Source organism: Micromonospora sp. CNZ322 (genome assembly GCF_007827755.1).
The window spans coordinates 72903-90253 of record NZ_VITD01000014.1 but is presented as its reverse complement, the minus strand read 5'-3'; the positions used below and the strand labels follow the sequence as shown (position 1 = coordinate 90253).

The 17351-nt window shown below is 70.2% G+C and carries 8 protein-coding genes; 4 read left to right on the top strand and 4 right to left on the bottom strand.

Translation table 11 applies throughout. The annotated features are described in order from the left end of the window. Positions 1–67 precede the first annotated feature (67 nt). Both FB453_RS27015 and FB453_RS27010 read right to left on the bottom strand, forming a co-directional pair. Positions 68–1003, bottom strand: coding sequence for a carbohydrate kinase family protein (locus FB453_RS27015; protein ID WP_145794776.1), 936 nt, complete (start codon positions 1001–1003; stop codon positions 68–70). Positions 1004–1117: 114 nt separating this feature from the next. Beyond that, positions 1118–2371 (bottom strand): XdhC/CoxI family protein, encoded by a 1254-nt coding sequence (locus FB453_RS27010; protein WP_222431420.1) that lies wholly within the window; start codon positions 2369–2371, stop codon positions 1118–1120. A 311-nt stretch (positions 2372–2682) separates the two neighbouring features. Here FB453_RS27010 and FB453_RS27005 point away from each other — a divergent pair, with 311 nt between their 5' ends. After that, positions 2683–3744 (top strand): lytic polysaccharide monooxygenase, encoded by a 1062-nt coding sequence (locus FB453_RS27005; RefSeq protein ID WP_145794893.1) that lies wholly within the window; start codon positions 2683–2685, stop codon positions 3742–3744. A gap of 86 nt (positions 3745–3830) precedes the next feature. On the opposite strand, the gene asnB is transcribed toward FB453_RS27005, so the two are convergent. Beyond that, complete coding sequence (gene asnB / locus FB453_RS27000; RefSeq protein ID WP_091405235.1) at positions 3831–5792, bottom strand: asparagine synthase (glutamine-hydrolyzing); 1962 nt, start codon at positions 5790–5792, stop codon at positions 3831–3833. A gap of 132 nt (positions 5793–5924) precedes the next feature. On the opposite strand from asnB, the gene FB453_RS26995 reads away from it, so the two are divergent. The 3 genes from FB453_RS26995 to FB453_RS26985 all read left to right on the top strand — a co-directional run bounded on the left by FB453_RS26995 (position 5925) and on the right by FB453_RS26985 (position 11668). Beyond that, complete coding sequence (locus FB453_RS26995) at positions 5925–7406, top strand: aminopeptidase P family protein (protein WP_145794774.1); 1482 nt, start codon at positions 5925–5927, stop codon at positions 7404–7406. A 497-nt stretch (positions 7407–7903) separates the two neighbouring features. After that, positions 7904–9706 carry a right-handed parallel beta-helix repeat-containing protein gene (locus FB453_RS26990; protein WP_486480487.1) on the top strand — a complete coding sequence of 601 codons (1803 nt, stop codon included), beginning with the start codon at positions 7904–7906 and terminating at the stop codon, positions 9704–9706. Positions 9707–9997: 291 nt separating this feature from the next. Beyond that, positions 9998–11668 (top strand): hypothetical protein, encoded by a 1671-nt coding sequence (locus FB453_RS26985; protein WP_186718582.1) that lies wholly within the window; start codon positions 9998–10000, stop codon positions 11666–11668. Between the two features lie 85 nt (positions 11669–11753). Here FB453_RS26985 and pulA read toward each other — a convergent pair whose 3' ends face one another. After that, complete coding sequence (gene pulA / locus FB453_RS26980; protein ID WP_145794768.1) at positions 11754–17249, bottom strand: pullulanase-type alpha-1,6-glucosidase; 5496 nt, start codon at positions 17247–17249, stop codon at positions 11754–11756. Positions 17250–17351 lie beyond the last annotated feature (102 nt).

Sequence of the window (17351 nt, the reverse complement as noted above, 5' to 3'; positions counted from 1 at the left end):
CAAAGCGGACCAGCCGTCGACCGAAAGTGCAAGATCGGCGCGGGGTGAGGTGGGTGGGGCGCGGGGGTTAGGTGTTGAAGCGGTTCTGTACGGCGGTGCGGGTGGGCATGGCGGTGGCGCCGCCCGGGGACTCGCAGACCAGGCCGGCAACCCGCAGCGCGAAGGCGACCCGGTCGGCCCAGCCCGACGGGCCCTCCGGCTCACCGTCGACGAGCAGGTCGGCGATCAGCGCGGCCATCACAGAGTCACCCGCACCGGTGGCGTCGATCGCGTTGACCTTGGGCGCCGGCACCCGGACCGGGTCGGCGTCGGCGGCGGCCAGCACCGCACCGGCCGCGCCGAGCGTCACCACCACAGTGGCCGCCCCCAACTCACGCAGGTACGCCGCCACCCCCTCGACCGGCTCGCCGGGATAGAGCAGCACCGCATCGGCGGCGCTCAGCTTGACCAGGTGCGCCCCGGCGGCGAACTCGGCCACCACCTCGCGCAGCCCTTCCAGCGCGGCCGGCCCGTTCAGCAGCCGGGGACGAACGTTCGGGTCGAAGACCCGCAGACCGGGGGCGAGCGACCAGGCACGGCGGGCGGCGGCCAGCGTGTCGGGGCGGAGCAGCACGATCGAGCCGCAGTAGAGCACGTCGGCGCCCTCCAGCAGCGCCAGGTCCAGATCATCGGGGCCGAGCAGTGCGTAGGAGGCCGGCTCGCCGTAGAAACGGAAGTCCGGCTCCGGCCCGGCGTACGTGACCACCGCGAGTGTGGTCGGCGCGGGGACCGTGATCGCACCGGCCACCCCGACGTCGGCCGCGGTGAGGAAGGCGCGGATCCGGCCGCCCAGCGCGTCGTCACCGAGCGAGCCGACGAACTGTGCCGCACCGCCGAGTCGGGCCACCCCGACGGCGACGTTCAGTGGCCCGCCGCCGATGGCCTGCCGATAGACCCGCTCCCCGTCGAGCTCGCTGTCGAGCAGGTCGACGAGCGCTTCACCGAGCACCACCGCGTATCCCATGCCGATCCTCTCGTCGTCGCCACCGGCCGCCGATCGCCGAGCCGATCTCCGTGGCACCAGGCTGGCACAGCGCACGGCCCGATGGGCGCGGAAGGCCACGCACCGACGTGCGCGCTACCCCGGCTGGTGGATCGGCCCGTCGAGTACCGCGAGCGGACGACCGGTGCCGCCCCACCGGGCCGCGACGATCTGCGCGGCCACACTCACTGCGGTCTCCTCGGGGGTACGACCACCGAGGTCCAACCCGATCGGGGAGGCGAGCCGGGCGAGCTGCGCCGGACTGAGCCCCGCCTCGCTCAGCAGCTTGTGTCGCTCGTCGTGGGTGCGTCGTGAGCCCATCGCGCCGACGTACGCCAGCGGGTGGCGCAGCGCCAGCTCCAGCAACGGCACGTCGAACCTGGGGTCGTGGGTGAGCACGCACAGCACCGTCCGCTCGTCGAGCCGATCGGCCGCCAACTCGGTACGCAGGTAGCGGTGCGGCCACTGCACCACGACCTCGTCCGCCTCGGGAAAGCGCCGCACGGTGGCGAAGACCGGCCGGGCGTCGCAGACGGTGACCCGGTAGCCGAGGAAGGCGCCGATCCGGGCCACCGCGGCGGCGAAGTCGATCGCCCCGAAGACGATCATCCGGGGCGGGGTGGCGTACGCGGTCACGAAGAGGCTGATGCCGCCGCCTCGGCGCTGCCCGTGGTACCCGTACCGGAGCATGTCGCTGCGTCCGGCGGCGAGCAGCCCGAGGGCGTCGGCGCTGGCGGCGTCGTCGAGACGGTCGTCGCCGAGCGAGCCGACGGACCGCTGGCCGGTCAGCACCAGCCGCCGGCCAAGCCGCCGGGCCGGGTCGGTCGGCCCGGTGCCGGGAGAACTGCCGGCGTCTGCGGGTGGACCGTCGTTGACGTCGGCGGCCACGCAGGTGACGATCGCCGCCGGGTGGCCGCTGCGGCGGGCGACGGCGACCGCGTCCAGCGCCGGCAGGGCGCTCGCGTCGACGCGCTCCACGAACACGTCGAGGGTGCCGCCGCAGGTCAGGCCCACTGTGTACGCGTCGTCGTTGCTGATCCCGTAGCGGCACAGCTCGGGTTGGCCGGTGTCGAGCACACGGCGGGCCCGTTCGTAGAGATCCGCCTCGACGCAGCCGCCGGAGACGCTGCCGATGACCGTGCCGTCGGTCGCGACCACCATGGCGGCACCGGGTGGCTGCGGGGCGGAGTGCCAGGTGGCCACCACGGTGGCCAACGCGATCGGCTCGCCGTCGCGGCACCGGCGGTGCACCTCGTCGAACACGTCCGGCACCGGCTGCCGCCTCTCCGTTCCCGCTCCCCGTACGCAGGATATGGCGTCCAGCGGCGGCCGGCGGGTCTTCTCATGCATCGAGGAAGGCCTATTGCGCTCGGCCCTGCGGCGTGGTGGGATGACGCGTACCGGGGGTGCGAGGGCTGCGGCACCGCCGGTTGCCGGGTTGGTTAGACGCGAGGGCACCGGTCCAGGACAGGACCGTCGACGGCGCACGTCCACTGGCTGTTTTCCGCCGGGGCACGTCGCCGTGATCGTCGACCGCTCACCACAGCGGGGCGATCACGCCACATCCCACCCGATTGCGGCGGGGCGGCTCAGGCAGCGCCCCTCGCGAGTCAGGAGAACCCGTGAACCGTTCCCGTACGGCCGCCTTGCTCACCGCGGCCATGACCCTCGCGCTGGGCGCTGTCGCCCTGGCGTCCAATCCTCAGCCGGCCGCCGCGCACGGCGCGGCGATGACGCCGGGCAGCCGCACCTACCTGTGCTGGCAGGACGGCCGCAGCCAGACCGGTGAGATCAGGCCGAACAACCCCGCGTGCTCTGCCGCCGTGGCGCAGAGCGGGGCGAACTCGCTGTACAACTGGTTCAGCGTGCTGCGCTCCGACGCTGGCGGCCGGACCACCGGCTTCATCCCGGACGGGCAACTGTGCAGCGGCGGCGCAACCGGTTTCCGCGGCTACGACCTCCCCCGCACCGACTGGCCGCTGACCCACCTGACCGCCGGGGCGCGGTTGGACTTCAAGTACAGCAACTGGGCGCACCACCCGGGCACGTTCTACTTCTACGTGACGAAGAACAGCTGGAGCCCGACCCGGGCCCTGGCCTGGAGTGACCTGGAGGAGCCGTTCCTCACGGTGACCAACCCGCCGCAGCGCGGCTCGGTCGGCAGCAACGACGGGCACTACTACTTCAGCGGCAACCTGCCGTCGGGCAAGAGTGGCCGGCACATCATCTACTCCCGCTGGGTCCGCTCGGACTCGCAGGAGAACTTCTTCGGCTGCTCCGACGTGACCTTCGACGGCGGCAACGGCCAGGTCACCGGCGTGGGTCCGGGTGGCACGCCGACCGACCCGCCGCCCACCACCCCGCCGCCCACCGACCCGCCGCCCACCACCCCGCCGCCCACCACCCCGCCGCCGGCCGGCGGTGACTGCATGGCCGTCTACAAGGTGAGCAGCACCTGGCAGGGCGGCTTCCAGGGCGAGGTCACGATCATGAACCACGGCAGCACGCCGTTCGCCGGTTGGACCGCGAGCTGGACCTGGCCCAACGGGCAGTCGATCAGTCAGATCTGGGGTGCCACCCAGACATCGTCCGGCTCGACGGTGACGGCGACGAACGTCGCCTACAACGGCACAGTCGCACCGGAAGGCACCACAACCTTCGGCTTCCTGGCCAGCTCCACAGGAACCAACGGACTCCCCACAGTCACCTGCGCCCGCCGCTAACCACCCCCTGAAATGATCAAGAGGTTTGCGTCACCGGAAACGCTCCGGATGACGCAAACCTCTTGATCAACAGGGTGGGGCAGGGGTCAGCGGACCATGGAGCCGACGACCGGCTTCGTGAGCAGGGCGGACTGGTTGCGCTGGATGCCCGGGTCGAGGGTCTTGGCCACGAAGATCGCGTGCCAGATGCAGAAGATCAGCACCGTCCACACCTTGCGGGAGTGGTCGGCCTCCTCCCGCTTGTGCTCGTCGAGCAGCCGCAGCGCGTACGACAGGTCGAGCAGGTCACCCGCACCCGAGGTGCTGAGCACGTGCCGGGCCCACTCGTACATCTCGCCACGCAGCCACACCCGGGTGGGGGTCGGGAAGCCCAACTTCTTGCGGTTGACGATGGCTGGCGGCACGACACCCTGCAACGCCTGACGCATCGCGTACTTGGTGGCGTCGGAGCGCGGCGGCAGCTTCAGGTCGACCGGAATCTTCGCCGCGACGTCGAAGACCTCCCGGTCGAGGAACGGCACCCGCACCTCCAGCGAGTGCGACATCGAGATCCGGTCGGCCTTGACCAGGATGTCGCCACGCAGCCAGGTGTAGAGGTCGACGTACTGCATCTTGGTGACGTCGTCGAGCTCGGTGCACTCGGCGTAGATCGGGGCGGTGACGTCCGTGTAGCGCACCGAGGGGTCGTAGCGGCGCATCAGGTGCTGCTTCTCCTCCTCGGTGAACATCCGGGCGTTGCCGTAGTAGCGCTCCTCGATCGGGGTGGTGCCGCGCTCCAGGAAGCTCTTGCCCTTGACCCCCTGCGGGATCGCCTTGGAGACCGCGCGCAGCCCCTTCTGCACGCCGCCGGGCAGACCGTTGACGGTGCCCAGCGACAGCGGCTCCCGGTAGATCGTGTAACCGCCGAAGAACTCGTCCGCGCCCTCACCGGAGAGCACCACAGTGACGTGCTCGGCGGCCTTCTTCGCCACGAAGTAGAGCGGCACCAGCGCCGGGTCGGCCACCGGGTCGTCCAGGTGCCAGACGATCTTCGGCAGCGCGTCGATCATGTCCTGCGGACCGATCTTGGTGGGGATCGTGGTGACGTCGAGGTGCCGGGCCGAATCCTGGGCGACGTCGATCTCCGAGTAACCCGGCACGTCGTAGCCGACGGTGAAGGTGAGGATGTTCGGGTTGAACTCCCGCGCCAGCGCCACCACAGCTGTGGAGTCGATGCCACTGGACAGGAACGAGCCGACCGGCACGTCGGAGCGCATGTGCATGCGCACGCTCTCCCGCAGCGTCTCGCGGATCTCGTGGTAGAGCTTCTGCTCGTCGTCGACCGGCGCCGGCCGGAACACCGGCCGGTACCACCGGCGTACGTCGATCCGGCCGCCCGGGGTCCAGTTCAGGTACTCCCCCGAGCCGATCCGGCTGATGCCCTTGTGCAGGGTGCCGGGCTCGGGGACGTACTGCAGGGTCAGGTAGTGGCTCAGGTTGGCCGTGTCGACGCCCGCGTCGCCCTGGTAGTTGCTGTGCGCGAACGGCAGCAGCGCCTTCTTCTCCGAGGCCAGGTAGAGGCCGTCGGCGGTCTCCAGGTAGTGCATCGGCTTGATGCCGAAGTAGTCGCGGGCACCGAACGCCCGGCGCTCCTGCCGGTCCCAGATGACGAAGGCGAACATGCCCCGCAGTCGGGTGAGCACCTGCTCACCCCAGAAGTGGTAGCCCGCCACGATCACCTCGCCGTCACCGGCGGTGGCGAACTGGGCACCGAAGTTTCTGATCAACTCCTCGCGCAGCTCGATGTAGTTGTAGATCTCGCCGTTGAAGGTCAGCAGGTAACGGCCGTTCGCGTAGGGCAGTGGCTCGTGGCTCGACGCGACGTCGATGATGGCCAGCCGCTTGTGGGCGAACACGCCGTCCGCGTACCGGCCCGAGGCGTCGCCGACCACCTCGACCCCTGTCTCGTCGGGGCCGCGGTGGTGCAGGCATTCCAACGCTCCGGCGATGTGGTCGCGATGCGCGGCGGCGTTGCCGTTCGCGCTGAAGAAGGCCAGAAGTCCGCACATGGTGGCCATCTTTCCACGCGCGCTGTCGGCCCTTGCAGCCGTCCGTCGATCCACCCGACTCCCAGGGGGCGTTACCGCCAACCGGACGCGCGGTACCGTCGGGACCAGCAACGAAGCGGAGGGAGCGGCGCAATGACCGAGGGACAGACCGACGGTACGCCGACGGACGGTACGGAATCGCACGATCCGGACTTCCCGGAGGCGTTCCTGTCCTTCATGCGGCAGGGCTGGAGCGACACCGCGCTCCCCGTGACGCCCCGCCCGGAGACGCCCAACTACGCCAAGCGGCGAGCCGCCCTCTCGGCGGCCTTCCCCGGCGAGACGCTGGTGATCCCCACCGGCACCGAGAAGGTCCGGGCCAACGACACCGACTACCCGTTCCGGCCGGGCAGCGACTTCGCCTACCTGACCGGCGACCACGACGCCGACAGCGTGCTGGTGCTGCGCCCGAACGGCTCGGGGCACGACGCGATGCTGTACATGCGGCCCCGGTCCTCCCGGGAGACCGACGAGTTCTTCCGCAGCCGCAACGGCGAGCTGTGGGTGGGCCGGCGGCACACTCTCGGCGAGAAGTCGACCGAGCTGGGCCTGCCGACCGCCGACCTGACCGGTCTGGAGGCGACGCTCGCCGACCTGGCTCCGGGGCGTACCCGGGTGTTGCGCGGTTTCGACGCCCAGGTGGACGCGGCCGTCCGCCCCTACGACGGGCCCCGCGCCGAGGGTCAGCCGGCCCGGGACCGGGAGCTGGCCATCGCCATCTCGGAGATGAAGCTGGTCAAGGACGAGTGGGAGATCGGCCAACTCCAGGACGCGATCGACGCCACCGTACGCGGCTTCGAGGACGTCGCCCGGATCCTGCCAGCCGACCGGGCGGTCTCCGAGCGGCTGCTGGAGGGCATCTTCGCGCTGCGGGCCCGCCACGACGGCAACGACGTCGGGTACAGCTCGATCGTCGGTGCCGGCGAGCACGCCACGATCCTGCACTGGGTGCACAACCACGGCGCCACCCGACCGGGTGACCTGCTGCTGATGGACATGGGTGTCGAGGGCCGCAACCTCTACACCGCCGACGTCACCCGGGTCCTGCCGGTGAGCGGTCGGTTCACCGCGCTGCAGCGCCAGGTCTACGACATCGTGTACGCCTCGCAGCAGGCCGGCATCGAGGCCATCCGCCCCGGGGTGAAGTTCAAGGACGTCCACCTGACCTGCATGCGGGTGCTCGCCGAGGGCCTGTCCGAGCTGGGTCTGCTGCCGGTGAGCGTGGACGAGGCGATGGACGAGAAGTCGACCGTCTACCGGCGGTGGACGCTGCACGGCTTCGGCCACATGCTCGGCATCGACGTGCACGACTGCTCCAACGCCCGTAAGGAGACCTACCGCGACGGCGCGCTGGGTGAGGGCTACGTGCTCACCGTCGAGCCCGGTCTGTACTTCCAGCCGGAGGACGAACTGGTCCCCGCCGAGCTGCGCGGTATGGGCATTCGCATCGAGGACGACGTGCTGGTCACCGCGACCGGCGCGGTCAACCTGTCGGCCGGGCTGCCCCGCACCTCCGACGAGGTGGAGACCTGGCTGGCCGAGCAGCGCGAAGCCGGCCCCCGCCTGCCCAGCTAGCCTGCCTGCCCGCCTGGGGCTGGCGGATCAAGCCCGCCCCTGGCCCGCCCACCCCTGGCCGTCCGCCCCTTCTTGAGGGCTGGCGGCCAGGGGTTTCTTTCGTGATCCACTCGGCTTCCTTGAAGTCGCGTTATCCCGGCCGCTCGGATACCGCGTTTTCAAGGAACCCGAGTGGATCACCCCCGAGGGCCAGCACCGTTCGGTCTTGCGCTGCTCGGGACCTTTCCACCGGCCCGGACCGGTTGGCCGCCCTCACCTGACCTGGGCCAAATGCGTGGTTATCTCAGATAAGTCCGCATCGCGAAGATGGTTCTCATACGGTGAGGATCAGAGGCTACAACCCATTTGTAGCTGGTCGTGGCGCCTCGGGCGGTGCGATCCCGTCTGGTAGCAGGAAAGGGCGGAAGGCTCTGATGTCCAACGACGTAACGAGTACCGACGGCGGGGCCTCGACGGCTCCGCCAACACGGCGAAGGCGGGCGCTCTGGGTCGCCGGCGTGGCCGGGCTGACCGGCGTGGTCGGCCTGGCGGCCCTCGGCGGCGTCGCCGCTCGGAACGACAAGCCAAAGTCCGACCAGGTGTCCGACGCGCAGCCGTCGACCAACCGGCAGACCGTCAGCGACGACGGCGGCGCGGACAAGGGCGGCGCCAAGGACGACGGCGGTCAGGACGACGAGTGGAGCGGCGACGACTGGAGCGGCTTCGACGACCGGTCCGGCGAGGATGGCAAGGACCGGAAGGACGGCAAGGACGGCAAGCACGACGAGAAGGACCGCACCAAGCAGGTCCCGTGCGACTCCGACAAGCTGATCCAGGCGATTACGTTCGCCAACGACGAGGACGGCGGCGTGCTGGAGCTGGCCAGGGGCTGCACCTACACCCTGACTCGCAACCAGGACGGCAACGGCCTCCCGGTGATCACTGAGCACATCACCCTCAAGGGTGAGCACACCACCATCGGTCGCGAGGCCACGGCCGACTACTTCCGCATCCTCAACGTCGGCGCTGGCGGGCACCTCACTCTCAAGGGCCTGAGCATCAGGGGTGGCCAGACCCTTCAGTCCCCGATAACCGCCGACCCGGCGACGGTCTGGGCACCGTACTCGGTCCAAGTCCGCTCGACCGTGGCCGCGCCACCGGCCGCGGCGGCGCCCGCCGCGAAGCCGGCGACCGCGACCGCGGCCGGCGCCAAGCCAGCGGCAGCACTGAAGCCGGCAGCAACCGCCGCCAAGCCGGCCCCGAAGGCCACCGCCAAGGCAGCGTCCGCCAAGGCCGCCGCCAAGCCGGCCGCGAAAGCAGCGCCAGCCAAGCCCGCGGCGGCAGCAACAAAGGCCGCCCCGACTGCCACCAAGGCCGCCACGGCCAAGCCGGTAGCCGCGGCGGCGAAGCCGGTGGGTGCCGGGCCGGCGGTGGTGCCGCTGGTCGAGCAGCCTGGGTTCACCGACGGCGCCGGGGTGCTGGTGCAGCCCGGTGGTCGCGCGGAGATCCTGGACAGCGAGGTGCTCTACAACCAGTCCGGCGGCAACGGCGGCGGGTTGGCCAACTTCGGCAGCACCAGGCTCAGCAAGACGACTGTTGCGCACAACACCGCCTTCTTCTTCGGCGGCGGCATCTTCAACGCCGGCCTACTCCAGGTCGACGAGTCGAAGATCAAGGACAACACCGGCATCATCGGCGGCGGCGGCATCTCCAACGGCGCGGCGCGGATCTTCACCGAGGAGGTCGACGGCGGCTCGGTCTGGGTCCACAAGAGCGAGGTCACCGACAACGAGACGCTCGGCTTCGGCGGCGGCGTCCTGGATGTCGAGGGCACCACGACGTTGCACCAGACGACGGTCAGTGACAACACCGCGGTGCTCGACGGTGGTGGCGTCGCGGTGGCCGACAGCCAGCTCACCCTCAAGGACGCCACGGTGGTCAAGAACAGCGCCGCTCGCTCGGGTGGCGGCCTGGCCGTGACCAACGACAGCGTTGCGACGATCGAGAACAGCAGGATCAACGACAACACCGCGGGCTTCTCCGGCGCGGGCCTCTTCAACGAGGAGAGCGTCACCACGCTGCGCGACAGCGAAGTGTCGGGCAACCGGGCCGTCGGTCCGTTCGGCCGCGGCGGCGGCATCCTCAACACCGAGGGCGGCGAGGTCACGCTCCACCGGACGAAGGTGGCGCACAACTTCTCCACCCTTGAGCCGGGGGGCATCTTCAACAGCATCGGCGGCACCGTGACGCTGGACGACGAGTCCGCCGTCACTGCCAACCGCCCGACCAACTGCTTCAACGTCTTGGACTGCTTCGCCTGATCGGGTGGGGCCGAACCACATAGAGGGCGCGCCCCTTCGAGCCGTGACCGGCTCGGAGGGGCGTACCCATTTGGGCAGGTCAGGCGCGTGCAGGCCGGCTTGGGCGGCGGTGTGTCGGTCCGGGCCCCGCTGGGGGCAACATGAACCGAATGTGGGCTTCTCTCGGATAAGCCCGCGAGGCGAGGAACCTTCTCATACGGTGGTTTTGGGAGCTACAACCGATTTGTAGCAGGGGACGCCCGTCTGACGGCGGCGACCCTGTCTGGTACGAGGAGAGGGCAGAGAGCTCCGATGTCCAACTACCTAACGAACAACGAAGCCTCCGGGCGGGCGACGGCCAAGAGCCGCCGCAAGCTCTGGCTCGCCAGTGGCGTGGCCGGTTTGACGGGCGTGATCAGTCTCGCGGCGGTTGGCGTCGCGGGCAGCGCCGGAGCGGTCGGCTTGAACTGGAACACCGCGCAGGTCAGCAAGGACGGCGACCAGCGGGGTGACGAGGCGCGCGACTGGGACAAGGACGAGGACCGGAACAAGGACCGGAACAAGGACAAGGACAAGGACAAGGACCGGGACAAGGACCACGAGCGCGGGAAGGAGGTGCCCTGCGACACCGACAAGCTGATTCAGGCAATCGTGTTCGCCAACAACAAGCACGGCGGTGTGCTGGAGCTGGCCAAGGGCTGCACCTACAACCTGTCCCGCAACGACTACGAGGGCAACGGCCTGCCGGTGATCACCGAGCGGATCACGCTCAAGGGCGAGCACACCACGATCTCTCGGGAAGCCACAGCGGACTACTTCCGCATCCTCAACGTCGGCGCCGGTGGTCACCTCACGATCAAGGGCCTGACCATCAAGGGTGGCCAGACCCTGGAGCTGTACAACAGCGTCGAGCCGGCGGCCGTCTGGGCGTCGTACTCGGACTCCGAGGCGATCGCGGCGCAGGTGAAGGCGGGCGTCCCGCTGAACCAGGCGCTCACCGCCCGTCAGGCCAACCCGAAGGCCGGCCTGACGGCGACGCCGAAGGTGACGCCCAAGGCCGCGCCGACCGCGAAGGCGGGTGTCGTCACGCCGCTCGTGGAGTACCCGGACGCCACCGACGGCGCCGGCATCCTGGTGCAGCCGGGTGGCACCGCCGAGATCCTGGAGTCCGAGGTCGTCCTGAACCAGTCGGGCGGCAACGGTGGTGGTGTGGCCAACTTCGGCACCACGAAGATCTGGCACAGCACCGTCACCCGTAACACCGCCTTCTTCTTCGGTGGCGGTGTGTTCAACGCCGGCCTGCTCAAGGTCGAGGAGTCGAAGATCAAGGACAACACGGCCATCATCGGTGGTGGCGGTATCTCCAACGGCGCTGCGCGGATCTTCGCCGACGACGTCGACGGCGGTACTGTCGAGCTCAAGAAGGCCGAGATCACCGACAACGAGACGCTCGGCTTCGGCGGTGGCTACCTCGACATCGAGGGCAACACCACGGCGTACGAGACCAAGTTCGTCTCGAACACCGCGGTTCTCGCCGGCGGCGGTCTCGCTGCCGCGGACAGCCAGCTCAACCTGCACAACGCAACGGTCGAGAGGAACAGCACCGCCGGTGTCGGTGGCGGTGTGGCCATCGCCTTCGGCAGCGCGGCCACGTTCGAGAAGAGCAGCATCAAGGACAACACCGCCGGGTTCTTCGGCGGCGGGCTCTTCAACGTCCTCAGCGTCACCACGCTGCGCGACAGCGAGGTCGTCGGCAACCGGGCCATCGGCCCGATCGGGGTCGGCGGCGGCATCTTCAACATCTTCGGCGAGGTCAACCTGTCGAAGACGAAGGTCGCCCACAACTTCTCCACCTTCGAGCCGGGCGGTGTCTTCAGCTTCTTCGGAGACGTGAACGTGGACGACAAGTCCGCCATCACCGCGAACCGTCCGACCAACTGCCTGGCCATCCCGGGCGGCACGATCGACAACTGCTTCGCCTGATCGCTCACCCTCGGGTGACGACGGCATAGCGCCAGCACAACGGACCGGCCCCCTTCCGCGAGACGCGGAAGGGGGCCGGTTCACGTCACTTCTGGACGAAGACCGCCACGCTGCGCGCCGGTACGGTGAACGTGCCGGCCGCCCGGTCGAACGATGCGGTACGCAGCACCGGGTCGGCCGAGTCGACAAGCACCGGGTGCAGTGCCACGTCCGCTCCGCGCAGTCCGGTCACCGTCTCGTTGGCCGCCGACGGGGTGCTGTTGAAGACGACGGTCAGCGACTTCCACGGCCCGCCCAGCCCACTGGCGTCGAGGGTCATGGTCAGCACCCCCGGTGTCTCCTGCGCGCCGGAGAGCGGGAACGCCACCCGCCGCTGCACCTGCTCGGCGGTGGCCAGCCCGAACACCGGCGACGACGCCCGGATGCGCAGCAACTCGGCGTACCGGGCGTCGGTCGTGTTGATCGCCGCGCAGTCCGGCACCAGCGCCGGGTCGGCCAGCAGCGGCTTCGCGTACGACCACTTGTTCTCGTTGTCCGGCGCGGGCGGCAGACCGGCACCGAACCCGTTGCCCCGTTCACAGTCCCAGCGGATCTGGTTGAACCAGTCACCGGAGTTGTACGAGTTGCGGTCCAATGACTTCGACCGCAGCCGTTCGGTGCCGGCGGTGACGAACCCGGTGCCCTGTCCCAGCACCACAGTGCCCAGCGCCAGCACCTGCATCCGGGAGCGGTCCGCCGCCGTGGTGGCCTGCGGCAGTTTGTACGCCAACGCGTCGTACAGGATCTCGTTGTCGTGCGCGTCGGCGTAGGTGACGGCCTCCCCCGGTGCGGCGGTGTAGCCGGCCGGGGAGCCGTTGTAGTCCACCTGAGCCCCGGTGACCTGCCGCCCGGCAGTGTCGGTGAACCGGTAGCCGCGCAGGTTGCCGGTGAGCCCCACCTTGATCAGGTCGTGGGCGTGCAGCAGCCGGGCCTTCTGCTCGGCCGGTGAGCCGTTGACCGCGTCGCCGTTCGGGTCGGTGTAGAGCCCGGAGGCGAAACCCTGCACCCTCGGGTTCTCGTCGAACGGTCCGCCGCCGCGCACCGCGTCGCGCAGCCGGTCGTTGAAGGTGCCGATGCCGGTGCCGGCCATGTTGGCCTGGGTGGCCTGGACGAAACGGGCGTCGTTGGCGACCTCGCCGAAGTTCCAGCCCTCGCCGTAGAGCATGATCGCCTTGCCGTCCACGCCGTCGCGGGCGACGGTGAGCCGGTCCAGGGCCGCCCGGACGGCCAGGACGTTCGCCTTCGGGTGGTGACCCATCAGGTCGAAGCGGAAGCCATCCACCTTGTACTGCCGGGCCCAGGTGACCAGCGAGTCGACCACCAGCTTGCCCATCATGGCGTGCTCGGGAGCGGTGTTGGCGCAGCAGGTGGAGTTGGCCACCGTGCCGTCCTCCAGCAGCCGGTGGTAGTAGCCGGGCACGATCTGGTCGAGCACCGACTTCGCGTCCGTGCCGGCCGCGGACGTGTGGTTGTAGACCACGTCCATGACCACGCGCAGCCCGGCGTCGTTCACCCCGGCGACCATCCGCCGGAACTCGGTGGTCCGCGCCGCGCCGACCGGGTCGACGGCGTAGCCGCCCTCGGGCACTGTGTAGTGCAGCGGGTCGTACCCCCAGTTGTAGCCGTCGGTTTCGGCGACCGCCGCCACGCACTTCTGCTGCTCGGCCGAATCCGGCGGCAGCGCTGCCAGGTCGCAGGCCGGCTGGCGCTGGTCGGCCCGCTTCTCCGGGATCGTCGCGAAGTCGAACGCCGGTAGCAGGTGCAGGTGGGTGACCCCGGCGTCGCCGAGCGCCCGCAGGTGGGTCATGCCGGCGGTTCCCGGGTCGGTGAACGCGAGGAAGGTCCCCCGCCGCTCGGCCGGCACTGTGTCGTCGGCGATGGAGAAGTCCCGCACGGACAGCTCGGTGATCTGCGCCTTCGCGGCCGGCACCGGTGCCGGTTTGCGCAGCGTGCGCCAGCCGGTCGGGGCCAGCGCCCTGTCGTTCAGGTCGACGAGCTGGCTGTGCGTGGAGTCCGCGGCGAGGGCCACCGAGTACGGGTCGGTCACCGACGCGGTGACCATCCGCTGTGCCGCCGGCTGCCACGCCCGCACCTCGTAGCGGTAGAACTTGCCGGTCCAGGTGTGGTCGCCGCGCACCGACCAGACGCCGGTGCGGTCGTCGCGGCGCATCGGCACCGTCTTCGCCGCGGCGGTGGGCGAGTCGAACAGGTGCAGGCGCACGCTGTGGGCGGTCGGCGCCCACAGCGCGAGGCTCGGCGTCCGCCCCGCGAACGTGGGCCCGAGGGTGACGTCGGTCGCCCGGGAATACACGTCGTCGAGCACGCCGGGGATCTGCACGCCGGTCGCGGCGAGCAGCGCGCCCTCGGCGTCGCGCTCGGTGACCAGCAGCTGCCCCCGCAGCGCCGCCGGGACCTTGGCCAGGTCCGCCCGGTCCAGTGCGAAGCTACGGTACGACCACAGGTGCGGGAACCTGTCGCGTTGGGCCTCGGTGAGCCCGTTGCGCTGCGCCCGCAGCGGCAAGGTGGTGTACGTGCCGGTCAGTTCGCCGTCGACCACGCTGACCCCACCGGTGGGCGCGGCGACCAGCGCGTACGTCTTGCCGTCGGTCGGCGGGGTCTGCCACGCCACTGTGGACCTGTCGATCCAGTGCGCCTTCTGCTTGCTGATGTCGGTGTCTCCGCTGGCGGTGGTGGCCGTCGACGGCAGGAGGCGGCCCGGTGTGGCGGCGAGCAGCCACACCTCCCGGCCGGCGCTGGCGAAGTCGATCCGCTGGTCGTCGGGCAGGTCCTTGGTGTCGCCCTGGTGGATGATGTAGTTCAGGCCGGTGGCACCGGCCGCCAGCGGCACCCGGAACACCGCCCCGAACGCGTCGACGGAGGTCGGCCGCAGCGGGGCGGACCACTCGGTCGGGTTGGCCGCGCCGTCCCACAGGTGCAGGCCCCAGCCGTCGTAGTTGCCGTCGGCCCGCCGATAGTGGAGCACGGCGGTGCCCTCCTCGACCGGCGGGTCCGGTTCACCGGTGGCCGCCTGCCGGTTCGGGTAGATCGCCGGGTCGCCCTGCTTGAGCCAGATCTCGCCGGTCTGGGTGACGTCGATGCTGCGGTCCTGGGCGACGTCCTTCGTACCGGCCTTGTCGACAACCAGGAAGTTCACCGACGTCGCGCCCGGCTTGAGTTTCACCCAGGCGAACCGGCCGTAGGAGTCCTCCCCGGCGAACGGCTGCCCCTTCGGCCACTCGGTGACGTACGCCGGGTCGATGTCTCCCCAGGCGTACAGCCCCCAGTCGTCGTACCCCCCGGCGGGACGCTGGTAGTGCACCACCGCCCACTCCCGGGAGCTGCCCTGCGCCGGGGTCCCCACCACGGCGGTGGACCGGGCGGTGGCGGTACGGCCCCGGCCGTCGCGGACCACCGCCTTGTACTCGACAGGCGTGCCGCCGGCCAGGCCGGTCAGGTCGTGCTGCACTGTGTACGGGGCGTGGTCGGCGCTGCCCAGCAGCGTCCACCGGCCGCCGGCCACCCGGGCCGCGACGGTGACAGTGGCCAGCGGGTCGCCGGTCACCCGGACGGTGACCGCCGCCCGGGTGGCGACCGACGCGTCCGGAGCCGGGCTGGTGATGGTGATGGTCGGCTTGTCGGCCGCGGGCGCGATGGGGCTGCCGGCCCGGTACACCGCCGCCGACAGCGGCGGCACGGTGAGGGTCAGTTCCCCGTCACCGCTGGCCTGTTCGTCGCCCGAGCCGCCGTAGATGCCGGTGAAGGTGGCGCCGGCCGACCAGGTGTCCACCGTGACAGTCTGCGCGGTGTCGGCGTTGTTCACGGCCACCACGTACTCGGTGCGCTCGGCCGGGGCGATCCGGGATGCGGCGAAGACGCCGGGCCCGTCGGCCGCGTACCGGGTGACCTGCACACCGTCGCGCAACGCCGGGTGGGCCTGGCGCAGCCGGCCCAGGTCGGCGATGGTCCGGTACAGCGGGTGGGTCGGGTCGAACTGGTCGCTGGCGTGCGTGCGGTCGGTGCCGAGCAGGTCGTCGTCGAGGTAGTCGGGAACCTTCGACGCGAACATGTCCTGGCGGGCGTCCTTGTCACCGCCCGGGCCGGTGAAGCCCTGCTCGTCGCCGGAGTAGACCACCGGCTGGCCACGGGTCAGGAACATCAACTGGTGCGCGAGCTGGTCACGACGCAGGTGGCTGGCCGGGTCGCTGCCACCACCGGCGATGAACGATCCGATCCGGCCCATGTCGTGGTTGCCGAGGAAGGTGGTCAACCGGCCCGCGTCGGTGTCCCGGGCCGCGTAGAGGTCGTCGCGGGCGTACACGTCGGCGAGCGCCTTCGCGGAGCCGGCGCCGGCGGTGAAGCCCCGCGCGGCCTCCTGGAAGGCGAAGTCGAGGGTGGCCGGCAGGCCACCCTGGCGGACGTAGCTGGAGCTGATCTCCGGGTCGGCGCTGTACACCTCGCCGAACATGAAGAAGTCCTTCTTGCCAGCCTTCTCGGCGGCCCGCTCGATGCCCTGGCTGAATTGCGGCCAGAAGTCCATGTTGACGTGCTTCACGGTGTCCAGCCGGAAGCCGTCGACGCCGGTCGCGCCGATCCAGTCCCCGTACGCCTTGGTCAGACCCCGCACCACCTCGGGGCGCTCGGTCCACAGGTCGTCGAGGCCGAAGAAGTCGCCGTACTCGCTGTTCTCGCCCGCGAAGGTGGAGTCACCCCGGTTGTGGTACATGGTGGCGTCGTTCAGCCAGGCGGGGACCTTGACGCTCGCGTCCTTCGGCTCGGCGAACGTCGGCGTGTACGGGAAGGACTCCTTGTCGACCGGCGGGAACGCCCGGGAGCCGTCGGCGTAGTTGCGGTCCTCGAACGCCCGGCCCTGCGCGTCGGTGTACGGCGAGGTCGCCTTGTCCACGTACGCGTACTTGTCCTCGGCGTACTTGATCACGTCGGCGGTGTGGTTGACGATCACGTCAAGGTAGATCTTGAGGCCGCGCTGGTGGGCGAGCTTGACCAGCCGCTTCATCTCTTCCGTGGTGCCGAAGTGCGGGTCCACCTGGGTGAAGTCGGTGATCCAGTAACCGTGGTAGCCGGCCGAGATGTCGTTGCCGGCACCCTGCACCGGCCGGTTCTTGAAGATCGGGGCAAGCCAGATGGCGGTGGTGCCCATCCCCTGGATGTAGTCCAACTTGTCGATGACGCCCTTGAGGTCGCCGCCGTGGTAGAAGCCCTTGTCGGTCGGGTCGAGGCCGGTCCGCAGCCGATCGCCGGTGAGGCCGCCGCGGTCGTTGCGGGGGTCTCCGTTGGCGAACCGGTCCGGCAGGACGAAGTAGAACTGCTCGGCTCGGGCGGAGTTGCCGCCGGCCTTCAGCAGCGCCTCGGCGGTGGGTTCGTCACGCCACTGGGTCGCGCCGCCGATCGCGAGTGCGGCGCCGTCAGACGGCCGGGGGGCCGCGGCGGTGGGGTGCACGGCGACCGGAGCGCCGACGAGCGTGACGGTGAGCAGGGAGGCAAGGGCCAGCAGGGCAGTGCGCGGTATCGGCGGGGGTTTCATCGACGCCTTCCTCTGGTCGCTGATTGGCCGCACGCTAACCCTTGCCGAAACATTCTGCAATACCTTGCAAACATGGTCGCAACAGAGCAACATCCTTGCGGA